We start from the raw sequence: 15,382 nt of genomic DNA, 5'->3' as shown, positions 1-15,382 counted from the left end.
CTTCAGCATTCCGCCAAGCATAGGCTCGCCCGGAATCATTCGACAAATTGTTGCAAAGTATCTTTTACAGCAGGTCTTTTATCAACAACTCAGCCAGCTGCACAGCGTTGAGCGCGGCGCCTTTGCGTACGTTATCTGACGTCAGCCACAAATTAAGTTCCGACAGGTCGTCGATACCCTGGCGAACCCGGCCCACATAAACCACATCCTGGCCTACCGCATCGCCCACCGGGGTCGGGTAATCGCCGGCTTCCACCAGCTCGATTCCGGGTGCGTCCTCAAGGGCCGCATTGACCTTCGCCAGATCGATTTCACTCGCGCACTGCAGGGTCACGCTATAGCTATCGCCAAAAAACACCGGGGCTTGAATGCAAGTGACGGAAATCCTCAATGAAGGCAACGCCATGACCTGGCGCAGCTCACGCACCAGGCGTTTTTCCAGCAACGTATGACCTTGCTCATCCGGTTTACCGACTTGGGCCAACAGGTTGAAGGCCATTTGCCGATCAAAGAATTTCGGCTCCAGCGGCCGCACATTCAGCAGTTCGGCGGTTTGCCGGGCGAGCTCGGTCACGGCTTCGCGCCCCTGGGCCGACACCGCCAGGCTGGCGGTCAGGCTGATGCGCTGCAAATCGAGCAGCGCCATCAGCGGCGCGAGCACTACCGCCAGTGTGGTGGCCGACGGACTTGGACTGCTGACCTGGAACGGCTTTTTCAAGCCGGACAACACCTGAGCGTTGGCCTCGGGCACCACCTGCGGCGCCTTTTCCGCCGGCAAGGCGCCGGAGAGATCGATCACCGAGCAACCGGCATCGGTCGCACGGGAAGCAAAACTCAACGAAACCGCCGGGCCGGCCGCAAAGAATGCCAACTGCACCTTGCTGAAATCGAACTCATCGACTTCCCGCACCCGCACGCTCTTGCCGCGAAACATGACGGAACTGCCGGCCGACTCGCTGCTGGCCAACAGGTGAAGAGTACCGATCGGGAAATCGCGCTCTTCAAGAATCTGCACAAGCGTTTCGCCGACAGTACCGGTGGCGCCGATCACGGCAATATCAATGGACTGGCTCATGGTTTGACCTCTGGCGAAACGGGGGGAGCGGCACTTTACCGGGTGGTGGGGATGCAGGCAATTCTGCCGGATGTTTGCTGTGACTGTACCGGCCCCTTCGCGGGCAAGCCCGCTCCCACAAGGACGGCGCTGAACCTGTGGGAGCTGGCTTGCCAGCGATGAGGCCAGACCAGACACCCGAGAAACCTCAGGCATAAAAAAACCCGCGCCTCTCTCAAGGCGCGGGTTCTTTCATTGCTTCAGTCGATCAACGCTCGAGCAGGATCCGCAGCATGCGACGCAGCGGTTCGGCCGCGCCCCACAGCAGCTGGTCGCCGACGGTAAATGCGCCGACGAACTGCGAGCCCATGTTCAGCTTGCGCAGACGGCCAACCGGGATGTTCAGGGTGCCGGTGACCTTGTTCGGGCTCAGCTCCTGAATGCTGGTCTCGCGACTGTTCGGCACCAGCTTGACCCAAGGGTTGTGCTGGCTGATCAGCCCTTCGATATCAGCGATCGGTACGTCTTTGTTCAGCTTGATGGTCAGCGCCTGGCTGTGGCAGCGCATGGCGCCGATACGCACGCAGATGCCATCGACCGGGATCGGGCTCTTGAAGCGACCGAGGATCTTGTTGGTCTCGGCCTGGGCCTTCCACTCTTCGCGGCTCTGGCCGTTCGGCAGTTCCTTGTCGATCCACGGGATCAGGCTGCCGGCCAGCGGTACGCCGAAGTTTTCGGTCGGGTATGCATCGCTGCGCATGGCTTCAGCAACACGACGGTCGATGTCGAGGATCGCGCTGGCAGGATCGGCCAGTTGATCGGCAACAGCGGCGTGGGTCGCGCCCATTTGCTTGATCAGTTCACGCATGTTCTGCGCGCCGGCACCGGAGGCCGCCTGATAGGTCATGGCGCTCATCCACTCCACCAGGCCCGCTTCGAACAGGCCACCGAGGCCCATCAGCATCAGGCTGACGGTGCAGTTGCCGCCGATGTAGTTCTTGGTACCCGCGTCCAGTTGCTGGTCGATAACCTTGCGGTTGACCGGGTCCAGAACGATCACTGCGTCATCCTGCATGCGCAGGCTGGAGGCAGCGTCGATCCAGTAGCCCTGCCAGCCGGCTTCGCGCAGCTTGGGGAAGACTTCGCTGGTGTAGTCGCCACCCTGGCAGGTCAGAATCACGTCGAGGGTTTTCAGCTCTTCAATGCTGTAAGCGTCCTTGAGCGGAGCAATGTCCTTGCCCACGGACGGGCCTTGGCCACCGACATTGGAAGTGGTGAAAAACACCGGCTCGATTAGATCGAAATCCTGCTCTTCCAGCATCCGCTGCATGAGCACGGAACCGACCATACCGCGCCAACCGATCAGACCTACACGTTTCATCGCAACTACACCTTCTTGAAATGTGGGCCGCTGCCTTGTCTTGAATTTGGCAGCGGGCCCGAGAGATTACAGATTCCGCAGCGCGGCGACTACTGCGTCACCCATTTCCTGCGTACCGACTTTAGTGCAACCGGCCGACCAGATGTCGCCCGTACGCAAGCCCTGATCCAGCACCAGGCTGACGGCTTTCTCGATGGCATCGGCCGCCGCCTGCTGGTTGAAGCTGTAACGCAACATCATCGACACCGACAAAATGGTCGCCAGCGGGTTGGCAATGCCCTTGCCCGCGATGTCCGGCGCCGAACCGTGGCACGGCTCGTACATGCCTTTGTTGTTGGTGTCCAGGGACGCCGACGGCAGCATGCCGATGGAGCCGGTGAGCATCGAGGCCTGGTCGGACAGGATGTCGCCGAACATGTTGTCGGTGACGATCACGTCGAACTGCTTGGGTGCACGCACCAGTTGCATGGCGGCGTTGTCGACGTACATGTGGCTCAGTTCGACTTCAGGATAATCCTTGGCCACCTGCTCGACCACTTCACGCCACAGCTGGCTGGACGCCAGTACGTTGGCCTTGTCCACCGAGCACAGCTTCTTGCCACGCACCATGGCCATGTCGAAACCGACACGGGCGATACGGCGGATTTCGCTTTCGCTGTACGGCAGGGTGTCGTAGGACTGACGCTCGCCGTTTTCCAGGGTACGGGTACCACGTGGCGCGCCGAAGTAGATGCCGCCGGTCAGTTCGCGAACGATCAGGATGTCCAGCCCGGCAACGATTTCCGGCTTCAGGCTGGAAGCCTCGGCCAGTTGCGGGTACAGGATCGCCGGACGCAGGTTGCCGAACAGGCCCAGTTGCGCACGGATTTTCAACAGGCCGCGCTCAGGGCGGATGTCACGCTCGATAGTGTCCCATTTCGGGCCGCCAACGGCGCCCAACAGTACCGCGTCAGCTGCGCGGGCACGTTCCAGGGTCTCGTCGGCCAGTGGCACGCCGTGCTTGTCGATGGCCGCGCCACCGATCACGTCGTGGCTCAGCTCCAGGCCCAGGGCGAACTTGTCGCTGGCCAATTCCAGAACCTTGACCGCCTCGGCCATGATTTCCGGGCCAATACCGTCACCTGGGAGAATCAGAATCTGCTTGCTCATGCTTTCCTCATGTCATCAGTCGGTGCGCCTTGGGCGCGCCCGGAAAAATTCTATCGTTCAGAACTTATCGTTCAGCCATCAGTACCAGCACATCGGTACTGAACGAACCATCGGCCTCAATCTCGAAATATTCGCGCACTTCACTGCCCATCGACTGCTGCAGCGCCCGGATCGCCGCGCGCATCACTTCAGGTGTGCGCATGCGCTCGACCCAGCTGTTGTACTCCAGGCGCAAGCGCTGACGGGTGGTACTGCGCGTGTGCAGCCCCGCCTCGCTGACCTGGCGCAACCACTCGCTGGCGGAATAATCGCGCACGTGGCTGGTGTCGCGCAGCACTTCGACGCTTTGCAGGTAAGTGTCGAACAGCGGGCTACCCGGTGACAACACATCGACGAACGCCGCCACTCCACCCGGCTTCAACACCCGGCGCACTTCCCGCAGGGCCACGCCGAGATCGCTCCAATGGTGCGCCGAATAGCGGCTGAAGACGAAATCGAACTCGCCATCGGCGAACGGCAGGCGCTCGGCGGCACCGTTGACCGTGGTCACGTTGCTCAAGCCACGATCAACCGCCGCAGCGGCGACCACGTCGAGCATCTGCTGCGACAGGTCGTAGGCCACCACTTCCCTGACCAGCGGCGCCACATGAAAACTCACGTGACCGGCGCCGCAGCCCAGGTCCAGCACCCGCGCCTCGCCCTGCCCGGCCAGTTCGGCTTGTAGCAGCGCGAATTCGGTGCCTTGAGCGTGAACGGCGCTGCTCAGGTAGGCCGAAGCCTGCTCACCGAATTGTTTCTGGACTACCTGGCTGTGCTGGGCGGTACTGGTCATGGGGACTTCCTTTTTCAGGGCTTAGCCTTGTGGTGTCTGGGTTGCCGTCTTCGCGAGCAAGCCCGCTCCCACATTTGAAATGCATTCCAAAGTGGGAGCGGGCTTGCTCGCGAAGAGGCCGGTCCTGCCTGCATCAATGCCGGATCAGTCAAGCGTCGCGAAACAGCCAAGGCTGGCTCGCCCGGTGCCTGGCTTCAAACGCCGCAATCGCATCGCCGTCCTGCAAGGTCAGGCCGATATCGTCCAGGCCGTTGAGCAGGCAATGCTTGCGGAACGCGTCGATTTCGAAGCTCAACACCTTGCCGTCAGGGCGGGTCACGGTCTGGGCTTGCAGATCGACCTGCAACTGATAGCCCGGATTGGCCTCGACCTGCTGGAACAGTTCGTCGACTTCGGCATCGCTCAGGATGATCGGCAGCAAGCCGTTCTTGAAGCTGTTGTTGAAGAAGATGTCGGCATAGCTCGGCGCGATGATGCTGCGGAAACCGTACTCTTCGAGCGCCCACGGCGCGTGCTCGCGGCTGGAGCCGCAACCGAAGTTCTCGCGGGCCAGCAATACGCTGGCGCCCTGGTAACGCTCGGCGTTGAGGACGAAGTCCTTGTTCAGCGGGCGCTTGGAGTTGTCCTGATACGGCTGCCCGACATCCAGGTAACGCCACTCATCGAACAGGTTCGGGCCGAAACCCGTGCGCTTGATCGACTTCAGGAACTGCTTCGGAATGATCTGGTCGGTATCGACGTTGGCACGATCCAAAGGTGCGACAAGACCAGTATGTTGGGTAAATGCTCTCATGCTTACTGCGCTCCCTGAATCATTTCACGGACGTCGACGAAACGACCGTTCACAGCGGCGGCCGCGGCCATGGCCGGGCTGACGAGGTGGGTACGACCACCGGCGCCCTGACGGCCTTCGAAGTTGCGGTTGGAGGTCGAGGCGCAATGCTCGCCACTTTCCAAACGGTCCGGGTTCATTGCCAGGCACATCGAGCAACCCGGCTCACGCCATTCGAAGCCGGCTTCGAGGAAAATCTTGTCCAGGCCTTCCGATTCGGCCTGCGCCTTCACCAGGCCCGAGCCCGGCACCACGATGGCCTGCTTGATGGTCGAGGCCACTTTGCGGCCCTTGGCGATCGCGGCCGCCGCACGCAGGTCTTCGATCCGCGAGTTGGTGCAGGAACCGATGAACACGCGGTCGAGCTGAATGTCGGTGATCGCCTGGTTGGCGGTCAAACCCATGTATTTCAAGGCACGCACGATGGAGTCGCGCTTGACCAGGTCCATTTCCTTCGCAGGATCCGGCACGTTCTGATCGACCGCCAAAACCATTTCCGGCGAAGTGCCCCAGCTGACTTGCGGCTTGATTTGCGCAGCATCGAGCTCGACAACGGTGTCGAACTTGGCATCAGCATCGGAGACCAGGTCTTTCCAGGCTTCGACGGCCAAATCCCATTCCGCGCCCTTCGGAGCAAATGGACGGCCCTTGACGTAAGCCACGGTTTTTTCGTCGGCGGCCACCAGCCCAACGCGAGCGCCGGCTTCGATGGACATGTTGCAGATGGTCATGCGGCCTTCGACGGACAGGTCACGAATCGCGCTACCGGCGAACTCGATGGCGTGGCCGTTACCGCCAGCGGTACCGATCTTGCCGATCACGGCCAGCACGATGTCCTTGGCGGTGACGCCGAACGGCAATTGGCCTTCGACGCGCACCAGCATGTTCTTCATTTTCTTGGCGACCAGGCACTGGGTGGCGAGCACGTGCTCGACCTCGGAGGTGCCAATACCGTGAGCCAATGCGCCGAATGCGCCGTGGGTCGAGGTATGGGAGTCGCCGCAGACCACGGTCATGCCCGGCAAGGTTGCACCCTGCTCAGGGCCGATGACGTGGACGATGCCCTGGCGAATGTCATTCATCTTGAATTCGACGATGCCGTATTCATCGCAGTTGTCGTCGAGGGTCTGGACTTGCAAACGCGAGACCTGGTCGACGATGGCGTCGATGCCGCCCTTGCGCTCCGGCGTGGTCGGTACGTTGTGGTCCGGGGTCGCGATGTTGGCATCGATGCGCCATGGCTTGCGCCCGGCCAGACGCAGGCCTTCAAAGGCTTGCGGCGAGGTCACTTCGTGGATGATGTGACGATCGATGTAGATCAGCGCAGAGCCATCGTCGCGCTGCTTGACCAAATGCGAATCCCAGAGCTTGTCGTAGAGCGTTTTGCCGGCCATCAGACGGTTTCCTCATCAGCTTGTTTCTATGCCCCGGGCTTTGACGATTTCAATAACCCTTTGGCTTGTGAGGTCGATCCTAGGGGGTTACATTAAATAACTCAAATTCATATTTTTTATGCTTTGGATAACCAGCTGGAATGCGACTATGGACCTGGCCAACCTCAATGCCTTTATTGCCATCGCCGAGACCGGAAGTTTCTCCGGCGCCGGCGAACGGCTGCACCTGACCCAACCCGCCATCAGCAAGCGCATCGCCGGTCTGGAACAGCAATTGAAGGTGCGGTTGTTCGACCGCCTGGGTCGTGAAGTGGGCCTGACCGAGGCCGGGCGTGCCCTGCTGCCGCGGGCCTATCAGATTCTGAACGTACTCGATGATACGCGCCGAGCCCTGACCAACCTCACGGGAGAGGTGACCGGTCGTCTGACCCTGGCCACCAGTCACCACATCGGCCTGCACCGTCTGCCGCCTTTATTAAGAGAGTTCACCCGCCGCTACCCGGACGTCGCGCTGGATATCCAGTTTCTCGATTCGGAAGTGGCCTATGAGGAAATCCTCCATGGCCGCGCCGAACTGGCGGTCATCACCCTGGCGCCGGAGCCGCACGCACTGGTCAAGGCCACGCCGGTATGGGACGACCCGCTGGATTTCGTGGTCGCCCCGGAGCATTCACTGCTCAACAACGGCAAGGTCAGCCTGGCGGACATCGCCCGACACCCGGCGGTATTCCCCGGCGGCAATACGTTCACCCACCACATCGTGCAACGCTTGTTTGAAGCCCAGGGCCTGACGCCAAACATCGCCATGAGCACCAACTACCTGGAAACCATCAAGATGATGGTCTCGATCGGCCTTGCCTGGAGTGTCCTGCCGCGCACCATGCTCGATGAGCAGGTGGCGCGCATCCCTTTGCCGGGCATACAGCTCACTCGCCAGCTAGGCTATATCCTGCACACGGAAAGGACGCTGTCGAATGCTGCGCGGGCCTTCATGGCCCTGCTGGACGCTCAACTCGAACTGCCAGGGACTCAAGGCTAACTTGTGCTACTCCTATAGAGCCGCGAAGACCTGCAACAAACGCCCAAACTCAGCCCAAGGCTTACCAATGCCGAAATCTGTTGACCGTATTCCGCCGATGCCGCGTATTCAGGCGCTTGACCCGAAAAGCTCCGAACAGAGTTGGGAAAGCGCTTCGCAACTACTGGCCGCGCTCAACGGCGCGCGCCTGGGCGCCTGGTATTGGGACATCGAGCGCGGGCAGATCAGCTGGTCCCGAGGCACGCAGGCGCTGTTCGGCTTCGATCCCCGGCAGCCGCTGCCACATGATCTGGAATACCTCGACCTGTTGCCGCCGGAAGATCGCGCCAAAACCGTCCGCGCCTTCCATGCGGTCATCGCCGGCGCGCCGCTGGAGCAGGCCATGCACCACCGCATTCGCTGGCCCGATGGCAGCCTGCACTGGCTGGAAATCAGCGGCAGCCTGTTGCCGGACAAGCTCGGCAGGCCGCGAATGATCGGCGTGATCCGCGAAATCACTCACCAGCGCCAGCGCGAACAGGCGCTGAGCAGCTCGGAAAAACGCTTCGCCACCCTGTTTCACCTGTGCCCGAACATGGTCCTGCTGACCCGCCAGGAAGACGGCCTGATCACCGAGGCCAACCAGTATTTCGAAAGCCTGTTCGGCTGGCCGGTGCAAAACGCGATCGGCCGCACCACCGTGGAACTGGGGCTGTGGGTGCATCCCGAGCAACGGGACGAACTGGTCAAGGCCACCAAAGCCAAAGGTGAACTGGTCAGCATGGAAGTGCAGTTTCGCGCCAGCAATGGCCAGATCCATGACGGCATCCTCAGTGCGCAAAAAGTCGAGCTCGAAGGCCAGCCCTATCTGCTGAGCACATTCCTTGACACCACCGAACGCAAAGTCGCCGAACAGGCCCTCAAGGACAGCCAGGAACGCCTCGACCTGGCCCTGGACTCAGCGCAACTCGGCACCTGGGACTGGCACATTCCCAGCGGCATGCTGTACGGATCGGCACGGGCCGCCCAACTGCACGGCCTGGACGCCAAACCCTTTCACGAATCCTTCGACGAGTTCTTCGAAGGTGTGCCCGGCGAAGAACGCGACACCATGCGCGATGCCTACCGCAGCCTGCGTGAAGGCCCGGCCGGCAACTATCAACTGACCTACCGCGTGCAATTGCCCGACGGCAGCTCGCGCTACCTGGAAAGCCGCGCCCGCCTCTACCGCGATGAAAACGGCGTGCCGGTGCGCATGGCCGGCACATTGCTCGACATCACCGACCAGGTGGAACGTGAACAACGGCTGGTGGCCTCCGAAGAGAAATTCGCCACGCTGTTCCAGGTCAGTCCCGACCCGATCTGCGTCACCCACCAGGATTCCGGCCAGTTCATTGAAATCAACTCCAGCTTCACCCAGACCTTCGGCTGGAGCACCGCCGATGTGATTGGCCGAAGCGCCGACGAAATCGGCCTGTGGGACGCATCGGCGAAAAGCCTGCGACGGATCGAACAGGTCATCCGCGAACAGGGCCTGAACAACGTTGCCATTCTGGTCCAGCACAAGGATGGACAGGCCCTGACTTGCGTGATTTCCAGCCGCCAGATCAGCGTCGGCGACCAGCCCTGCATCGTCACCACGCTGCGCGATATCACCCAGCAACAGCGCTCGGAAGCGGCGCTCAAGGCCAGTGAAGAGAAATTCGCCAAGGCCTTCCACTCCAGCCCCGATGCCATCACCATCACCGAGCGCGACACCGGACGCTATCTGGAGGTCAATGACGGTTTCTGCCGCCTGACCGGTTACCGCGCCGAGGAAGTGGTGGGCCGCACGGTGTACCAGGTCGGGATCTGGGCCGAAGAAAAGCAACGCTCGGCACTGCTGGCGGAATTGCAGATCAAGGGTCGGGTTCATCATCAGGAAATGCTCGGGCGCAACAAGCGCGGCGAATTGCTTACCGTCGAAGTTTCAGTGGAGCCGATCACCCTCAACGAAACCGCCTGCCTGCTGTTGACTGCGCGAGACGTGAGCCTGCTGAAAAACGCCGAAGCGCAGATCCGCCACCTGGCCTACCACGATCCACTGACCAACCTGCCCAACCGCGCCTTGCTGATGGACCGCCTGAGCCAGCAGATCGCCCTGCTCAAGCGTCATAATCTGCGCGGCGCGCTGATGTTCCTCGACCTCGACCACTTCAAGCACATCAACGACTCCCTCGGGCACCCGGTGGGCGATACCGTGCTGAAGATCATCACCGCGCGCCTGGAAGCCAGCGTACGCATGGAGGACACCGTTGCGCGCCTGGGCGGTGACGAGTTCGTGGTGCTGCTCAGCGGTCTCGAAGGTTCGCGCAGCGAGGTCAGCGATCAGGTTCGCGAACTGGCCGACACCATCCGCGAACTGCTGTCAGAGCCGATGTTCCTCGACGGCCAGCGCCTGCAAGTGACACCCAGCATCGGCATCGCGCTGATCCCTGATCACGGTTCGACCCCGACCGACCTGCTCAAGCGCGCCGACATCGCGCTCTATCGCGCCAAGGACTCGGGGCGCAACACCGCGCAGATGTACCACAACACCATGCAGAAGGCCGCGAGCGAGCGCCTGCGCATGGAAACCGACTTGCGCCTGGCCCTTTCCCGGGGCGAATTTCGCGTGCATTACCAACCCCAGGTCGACGCCCGGGGCGACCGTATCGTCGGCGCCGAGGCACTGGTGCGCTGGAACCACCCGGAACTCGGCGCACAGTCGCCCACCGAGTTCATCAAGGTGCTGGAAGACAGCGGACTGATCCTGGAAGTCGGCACCTGGATCCTCGACGAAGCCTGCCAGGCATTCAAACAATTAATCGACGGCGGCCTGGTGGATCCTTACAAATTCAGCCTGTGCGTGAACATCAGCCCGCGCCAGTTCCGCCAGAACGATTTCGTCGAACGCGTTGAAAACAGCCTCGCCACCTACGGGCTACCCTGCACATTGCTGAAGCTGGAAATCACCGAAGGCATCGTGATCCAGAACCTGGAAGACACCATCAACAAAATGCGCCGCCTGAAAAAACTTGGCGTGAGCTTCGCCATGGACGACTTCGGCACCGGCTATTCCTCGCTGACCTACCTCAAGCGCTTGCCGGTCGACACCCTGAAAATCGACCAGTCGTTCATCCGCGACGCCACCAGCGACCCGAACGACGCCGAGATCATCCGCGCCATCGTCGCCATGGCCCACAGCCTGGACTTGAAGGTAATTGCCGAAGGGGTCGAAACAGCCGAGCAACTGGAGTTCTTGCAGGGATTGGATTGCCACTTCTATCAGGGATATCTGCACAGCCAGCCGTTGCCGGTGGAGGAGTTTCAAAAACTCCTGAAGTGACGGGACAACGGTCACAAAAAAGGGCGCCAATGGCGCCCTTTTTCTTGCTTTGACTCAGTGTTGCAGAGCCGGTTTCTGCACCCCGTTGATCGGGATGCGCTTGGCTTTCGCCTCTTCCGGAATCACCCGCAGCAGGTCGATGCTCAACAGACCGTTGCTCAGGCCGGCAGCCTTGATCTCGATGTGGTCCGCCAGACGGAAGGACAGCTTGAACGCACGCTGGGCAATGCCCTGGTGCAGGAAGGTCACGCCTTCGTTGGCGTCACGTTTGCCACCACTGATGGTCAGCACACCCTTCTCGACTTGCAGCTCCAGGTCATCTTCCTGGAAACCGGCGGCGGCTACGACGATGCGATATTGATCGTCACCGTGCTTTTCCACGTTGTAAGGGGGATAGGTGCTGCCTGGCTCATTGCGCAGGGCGGTTTCGAACAGGTCGTTGAAACGGTCGAAACCTACCGAGGAACGGAACAGTGGTGCGAGGGAAAATGCAGTACTCATGTTTCAAATCTCCTGAAAACAATCAGCAAGGTTTTTGTCTCCGCGACCCGAATTCGGCATCGCGTAACCCTTAGATAGGGACCGCCGATTGCATTTCAAGAGAGTGTTTTCTGCTTTTTTCTAAAAAAGTTTCAGGCGGCCTCAGCCACCGGCAGCCCCAACAAGCGCGAGACGTTATCCAGTTCGGTCTCACGACGCAGGACGGTGAAGAGCTCCACCGCTTCGGGATAATTGCGGGTCAGCATCGCCAGCCATTGCTTCAGGCGCCCCGGCGATTGACGTGGTGTCATCTGTGCCTTGGCTTGCAGCCAGAAGTCCTGGATCAGCGGCAGCAACTCGATCCACGTCATCTCGACCACCTCTTCACCAGCCCGCGCCGCGGCGATCTGCCGGGCCAGATCCGGACGCGACACCAGGCCGCGACCGAGCATGATGTCTTCCACGCCGCTGATCTCGCGGCAGCGACGCCAGTCTTCGACGCTCCAGATATCACCATTGGCGAACACCGGCACCTTGACCACGTCCTGTACGCGCGGAATCCACTCCCAGTGAGCCGGCGGCTTGTAGCCGTCCACCTTGGTCCGCGCGTGCACCACGATATGTTCCGCACCGCCTTCGGCCAGGGCCGTGGCGCATACCAGCGAACCGTCCGGGCTGTCGAAGCCCAGGCGCATCTTGGCGGTGACCGGAATGTGCGCAGGGACGGCACGACGAACGTGTTCGACGATCTGGTTGAGCAGCTCGGGCTCCTTGAGCAGTACCGCGCCACCACGGGATTTGTTGACGGTCTTGGCCGGACAGCCGAAGTTCAGGTCGATCACTTCGGAACCCAGTTCGCACGCCAGCGCGGCATTTTCAGCCAGGCACACCGGATCGGAACCGAGCAGTTGCACACGCAGCGGCACGCCGGAGGCCGTCCGGGCACCGTTGAGCAGTTCCGGGCCGAACTTGTGGAAATAGGCAGGCGTCAGCAACTGGTCGTTGACCCGAATGAACTCGGTCACGCACCAGTCAATACCACCCACGCGGGTCAGCACATCGCGCAGGATGTCGTCGACCAACCCCTCCATGGGCGCCAAAGCAATTTGCATGAAAAACACACTCGAGGAAAAACGTGCGGCAGTTTACTGGATTACGCGAGAAACCGCAGATCCCCTGTAGGAGCGAGCTTGCTCGCGATAGTCGTCAACGATAACGCAACCAGCCTGACACCCCGCGGCGATCTCGGGTTTTTCGCGAGCGAGCTCGCTCCTACATTGGTTAGAGCGATAGCAACGCCGGGCCATAGCCCTCGATGAACTCCGCCGGCATGCGCTTGGGCTTGCCCGTGGACAGTTCGATGCAAACGAACGTGGTCTGCGCCCGCAACAACGTCGAATTGTCGCTGGGGCGCTTCAACTGGAAGTGCCGGGTCATTTTCAGGCGCTGGTCCCAATCAACGATCCAGGTCGCCAATTGCAGCTCATCGCCATCATAGGCTGCCGCCAGGTAATCGATCTCGTGGCGCACCACCGCCATCGCCCGGTCCAGCCGCCGGTACTCGACCAGATCCAGGCCAAGGCGCTGGGAGTGGCGCCAGGCACAGCGCTCGAGCCAGGTCACATAGACCGCGTTGTTCGCGTGCCCCAACCCGTCAATGTCCTCGGCGCCCACTTGCAGATCAATGATAAATGGCGTTTCCCGATCCCAGCCCATGCCCCACTCCCCGGTCAGATTGATTCGACCGGGGCAGTGTAACGGATGCTCAAGCGGATTGGCGCGATTGCAGACTGCGACCGGCCAGCAGTGATAACACGCCATCAATCACCCGCGGGTCGGCCAATACACGCTGATGACCACCGTCCGTCAAGCGCAACAAGCGGCTGTCGAACCAGGCTTCGTGGATCAACTCCGACTCGCTGACCGGGACAAAAGTGTCATCTTCGGCGTGAACGATCAGGCCGGGCATGTCGAGTTGGTAGTGCGCAACATCGAGCATGGCCGCGCGCATGCCGACATCGCTCTCCACCTGACGAATGAACGCCGAGCGGGCTTTTGGTGGCAGCCCGACATAGCGGGCAAATCCACGCAACACGCCAAGGATCCGCGCCGGGGCGGCAATACTCACCAGGGTTTCAGTGCGCAGGCCCAACTGCACGGCGAGCATGGCGCTGGCGCCGCCCATGGAGTGGCCGATGACCGCTTGCAAGGGTGGCAGTTCGGCAGCCGCTTCAAGCATGGCGCGGGCGAACAGCACCACATTGGCCTCGTTGCCAGGTGAGCGACCGTGGGCCGGACCATCCAGTGCGACGACCGAGTAACCGGCATCGACCAGCGCGGTGATCAAACTGGCAAATTGTGTCGGCCGGCCTTCCCAGCCGTGCATCAGCATCACTGCCGGGCCTTGCCCCCAACGCAGGGCCGAAAGGCCAAACCGCAGGGTGATGCGCTCGGATCTCGCCAACAGCGGCAGCTCCCAGTCACGGGGCGGCAGATTCCGCGGAGTCATGAAGGCCAGTCGCATCTTGCTAGCGACCAGTTTCGGGGCAAACCAGCCCAAGGTGCCATTAACGCCACGAACCCACTTTAACGCGCTCATCGCATTCTCCTCAGGCCGCAGCCTTCAGGTCAGCGCACTGCCGATTTGGCGGCGCGCAGCAATCGATCGGACAGCTCTCCCGGCCCCAGCGCCCGCGCCAGAGCCAGCCCACCCACCATCAAGGCCATATCGGCCAGGGCTTTTTCGGTTTCTTCAGGACTGGCCGCCAACTGCGCGACCATCATTTCCACATGCTCATTCAGCGCGACACGAAAGGCTTCCGGCAGCCGCCCCAGTTCGCCGACCGATGCCGGGATCGGGCAGGCCGATTCGGAGGAATCACGATGCTTGCGCGACAGATAAAACGCTGCCACCAGAGCGCGGCGCTCTTCGCCGGTCAACTGCGCATCCATGTCGGCAATCAGGTCGCGACGGTGACCGAGCAATTGCTTGAACGCCTCGAGCATCATCGCGTCCTTGCTTTCGAAGTGTGCGTAGAAGCCGCCGACCGTCAGGCCCGCCGCCCCCATCACTTCGCCCACACTCGGCTCGGCCGGGCCGCGCTGAATCAGCGCTGCGCTGGCAGCCTTGAGGATGCGTTCGCGGGTTTGAGCTTTTTTATCGTTCATCGTTGCCTCCGAATATTACGACTAGAATATTATTCTCATAATAATTTTACGCAAGTCATGGATGTGACCGCTGGTCTGAAGAACAGTCTGGAAAGAAATGGGGGATTTGGCCAAACGCCAGACAAACAAAAGGGCCATTCAATAATTGAATGACCCTTATAAAATCCCGCAGAGCGGGTAATCGTGGCGTCCCCTAGGGGACTCGAACCCCTGTTACCGCCGTGAAAGGGCGGTGTCCTAGGCCACTAGACGAAGGGGACACAAACCCTTCTATACAACTGATCAGTGCTGAGTGCTGATCGATTCAAGGCCGGTGTGGCCAGACCTTGAACTGTAAAATTGGTGGAGCTAAGCGGGATCGAACCGCTGACCTCCTGCATGCCATGCAGGCGCTCTCCCAGCTGAGCTATAGCCCCGGATTTTTCGCCTCGCGGCGGAGCGACATCTTGCAACATCGCTTCTGTAAAACTGGCGTCCCCTAGGGGACTCGAACCCCTGTTACCGCCGTGAAAGGGCGGTGTCCTAGGCCACTAGACGAAGGGGACACACACCCTTCTATACAACTGATCAGTGCTGAGTGCTGATCGCTTCAAGGCCGGTGTGGCCAGACCTTGAACTGGAAAATTGGTGGAGCTAAGCGGGATCGAACCGCTGCCCTCCTGCATGCCATGCAGGCGCTCTCCCAGCTGAGCTATAGCCCCGGATTT

General features: G+C 61.0%; 13 protein-coding genes and 4 tRNA genes. 2 read left to right on the top strand and 15 right to left on the bottom strand.

The features are described 5' to 3' along the window. Nucleotides 1-64 precede the first annotated feature (64 nt). From ACLD1X_RS06755 to leuC, 6 genes are all read right to left on the bottom strand, one after another. Nucleotides 65-1,075, bottom strand: coding sequence for an aspartate-semialdehyde dehydrogenase (locus ACLD1X_RS06755; RefSeq protein WP_429366664.1), 1,011 nt, complete (start codon nucleotides 1,073-1,075; stop codon nucleotides 65-67). A gap of 247 nt (nucleotides 1,076-1,322) precedes the next feature. After that, nucleotides 1,323-2,435: an aspartate-semialdehyde dehydrogenase gene (gene asd / locus ACLD1X_RS06750; RefSeq protein ID WP_007975660.1), complete on the bottom strand. Its 1,113-nt coding sequence runs from the start codon at nucleotides 2,433-2,435 to the stop codon at nucleotides 1,323-1,325. A gap of 66 nt (nucleotides 2,436-2,501) precedes the next feature. After that, the gene (gene leuB / locus ACLD1X_RS06745) at nucleotides 2,502-3,584 is read right to left on the bottom strand and encodes a 3-isopropylmalate dehydrogenase (RefSeq protein ID WP_429366663.1); all 1,083 of its coding nucleotides are present in this window, start codon (nucleotides 3,582-3,584) and stop codon (nucleotides 2,502-2,504) included. A gap of 64 nt (nucleotides 3,585-3,648) precedes the next feature. Next, nucleotides 3,649-4,416 (bottom strand): class I SAM-dependent methyltransferase, encoded by a 768-nt coding sequence (locus ACLD1X_RS06740; protein WP_429366662.1) that lies wholly within the window; start codon nucleotides 4,414-4,416, stop codon nucleotides 3,649-3,651. A gap of 148 nt (nucleotides 4,417-4,564) precedes the next feature. Next, nucleotides 4,565-5,209, bottom strand: a complete 645-nt coding sequence (gene leuD, locus ACLD1X_RS06735; protein WP_429366661.1) for a 3-isopropylmalate dehydratase small subunit — start codon at nucleotides 5,207-5,209, stop codon at nucleotides 4,565-4,567. A 2-nt stretch (nucleotides 5,210-5,211) separates the two neighbouring features. Beyond that, nucleotides 5,212-6,642 carry a 3-isopropylmalate dehydratase large subunit gene (gene leuC, locus ACLD1X_RS06730; protein WP_429366660.1) on the bottom strand — a complete coding sequence of 477 codons (1,431 nt, stop codon included), beginning with the start codon at nucleotides 6,640-6,642 and terminating at the stop codon, nucleotides 5,212-5,214. A 148-nt stretch (nucleotides 6,643-6,790) separates the two neighbouring features. Here leuC and ACLD1X_RS06725 point away from each other — a divergent pair, with 148 nt between their 5' ends. Next, nucleotides 6,791-7,681 (top strand): LysR family transcriptional regulator, encoded by an 891-nt coding sequence (locus ACLD1X_RS06725; RefSeq protein WP_429366659.1) that lies wholly within the window; start codon nucleotides 6,791-6,793, stop codon nucleotides 7,679-7,681. Nucleotides 7,682-7,748: 67 nt separating this feature from the next. Then, nucleotides 7,749-11,027 carry a PAS domain S-box protein gene (locus ACLD1X_RS06720; protein WP_429366658.1) on the top strand — a complete coding sequence of 1,093 codons (3,279 nt, stop codon included), beginning with the start codon at nucleotides 7,749-7,751 and terminating at the stop codon, nucleotides 11,025-11,027. A gap of 54 nt (nucleotides 11,028-11,081) precedes the next feature. On the opposite strand, the gene ACLD1X_RS06715 is transcribed toward ACLD1X_RS06720, so the two are convergent. The 9 genes from ACLD1X_RS06715 to ACLD1X_RS06675 form a co-directional block, all read right to left on the bottom strand. Beyond that, a complete protein-coding gene (locus tag ACLD1X_RS06715) occupies nucleotides 11,082-11,528 on the bottom strand; it encodes an Hsp20 family protein (protein ID WP_102701161.1) in 447 nt (148 codons plus the stop codon). Nucleotides 11,529-11,659: 131 nt separating this feature from the next. After that, nucleotides 11,660-12,619, bottom strand: a complete 960-nt coding sequence (locus tag ACLD1X_RS06710; RefSeq protein ID WP_429366657.1) for a tRNA dihydrouridine synthase — start codon at nucleotides 12,617-12,619, stop codon at nucleotides 11,660-11,662. Between the two features lie 169 nt (nucleotides 12,620-12,788). Continuing rightward, nucleotides 12,789-13,223 (bottom strand): acyl-CoA thioesterase, encoded by a 435-nt coding sequence (locus ACLD1X_RS06705; protein ID WP_008022133.1) that lies wholly within the window; start codon nucleotides 13,221-13,223, stop codon nucleotides 12,789-12,791. A gap of 49 nt (nucleotides 13,224-13,272) precedes the next feature. Then, nucleotides 13,273-14,106: an alpha/beta fold hydrolase gene (locus tag ACLD1X_RS06700; protein ID WP_429366656.1), complete on the bottom strand. Its 834-nt coding sequence runs from the start codon at nucleotides 14,104-14,106 to the stop codon at nucleotides 13,273-13,275. 29 nt (nucleotides 14,107-14,135) lie between these two features. Further along, the gene (locus ACLD1X_RS06695; RefSeq protein WP_429366655.1) at nucleotides 14,136-14,675 is read right to left on the bottom strand and encodes a TetR/AcrR family transcriptional regulator; all 540 of its coding nucleotides are present in this window, start codon (nucleotides 14,673-14,675) and stop codon (nucleotides 14,136-14,138) included. 184 nt (nucleotides 14,676-14,859) lie between these two features. Beyond that, nucleotides 14,860-14,935: transfer RNA gene (locus tag ACLD1X_RS06690), tRNA-Glu, on the bottom strand. A gap of 80 nt (nucleotides 14,936-15,015) precedes the next feature. Further along, nucleotides 15,016-15,091 (bottom strand) — tRNA-Ala (locus ACLD1X_RS06685). A 53-nt stretch (nucleotides 15,092-15,144) separates the two neighbouring features. Then, nucleotides 15,145-15,220, bottom strand: a tRNA-Glu gene (locus ACLD1X_RS06680). Nucleotides 15,221-15,300: 80 nt separating this feature from the next. Continuing rightward, nucleotides 15,301-15,376 (bottom strand) — tRNA-Ala (locus tag ACLD1X_RS06675). Nucleotides 15,377-15,382: the final 6 nt, after the last annotated feature.

This window comes from Pseudomonas sp. 18173, assembly GCF_050432945.1.
In the GTDB taxonomy this organism is placed as follows: Bacteria; Pseudomonadota; Gammaproteobacteria; order Pseudomonadales; family Pseudomonadaceae; genus Aquipseudomonas.
The sequence above is the reverse complement of the archived record's forward strand: the minus strand, read 5'-3'. Positions and strand labels throughout refer to the sequence as shown.

Coding starts and splice junctions, on each gene's coding strand:
- leuD (WP_429366661.1), bottom strand. CDS start 5,209: ATGAGAGCATTTACCCAACATACTGGTCTTGTCGCACCTTTGGATCGT.
- ACLD1X_RS06710 (WP_429366657.1), bottom strand. CDS start 12,619: ATGCAAATTGCTTTGGCGCCCATGGAGGGGTTGGTCGACGACATCCTG.
- ACLD1X_RS06740 (WP_429366662.1), bottom strand. CDS start 4,416: ATGACCAGTACCGCCCAGCACAGCCAGGTAGTCCAGAAACAATTCGGT.
- ACLD1X_RS06705 (WP_008022133.1), bottom strand. CDS start 13,223: ATGGGCTGGGATCGGGAAACGCCATTTATCATTGATCTGCAAGTGGGC.
- ACLD1X_RS06700 (WP_429366656.1), bottom strand. CDS start 14,106: ATGAGCGCGTTAAAGTGGGTTCGTGGCGTTAATGGCACCTTGGGCTGG.
- asd (WP_007975660.1), bottom strand. CDS start 2,435: ATGAAACGTGTAGGTCTGATCGGTTGGCGCGGTATGGTCGGTTCCGTG.
- ACLD1X_RS06720 (WP_429366658.1), top strand. CDS start 7,749: ATGCCGAAATCTGTTGACCGTATTCCGCCGATGCCGCGTATTCAGGCG.
- ACLD1X_RS06725 (WP_429366659.1), top strand. CDS start 6,791: ATGGACCTGGCCAACCTCAATGCCTTTATTGCCATCGCCGAGACCGGA.
- leuC (WP_429366660.1), bottom strand. CDS start 6,642: ATGGCCGGCAAAACGCTCTACGACAAGCTCTGGGATTCGCATTTGGTC.
- ACLD1X_RS06715 (WP_102701161.1), bottom strand. CDS start 11,528: ATGAGTACTGCATTTTCCCTCGCACCACTGTTCCGTTCCTCGGTAGGT.
- ACLD1X_RS06755 (WP_429366664.1), bottom strand. CDS start 1,075: ATGAGCCAGTCCATTGATATTGCCGTGATCGGCGCCACCGGTACTGTC.
- leuB (WP_429366663.1), bottom strand. CDS start 3,584: ATGAGCAAGCAGATTCTGATTCTCCCAGGTGACGGTATTGGCCCGGAA.
- ACLD1X_RS06695 (WP_429366655.1), bottom strand. CDS start 14,675: ATGAACGATAAAAAAGCTCAAACCCGCGAACGCATCCTCAAGGCTGCC.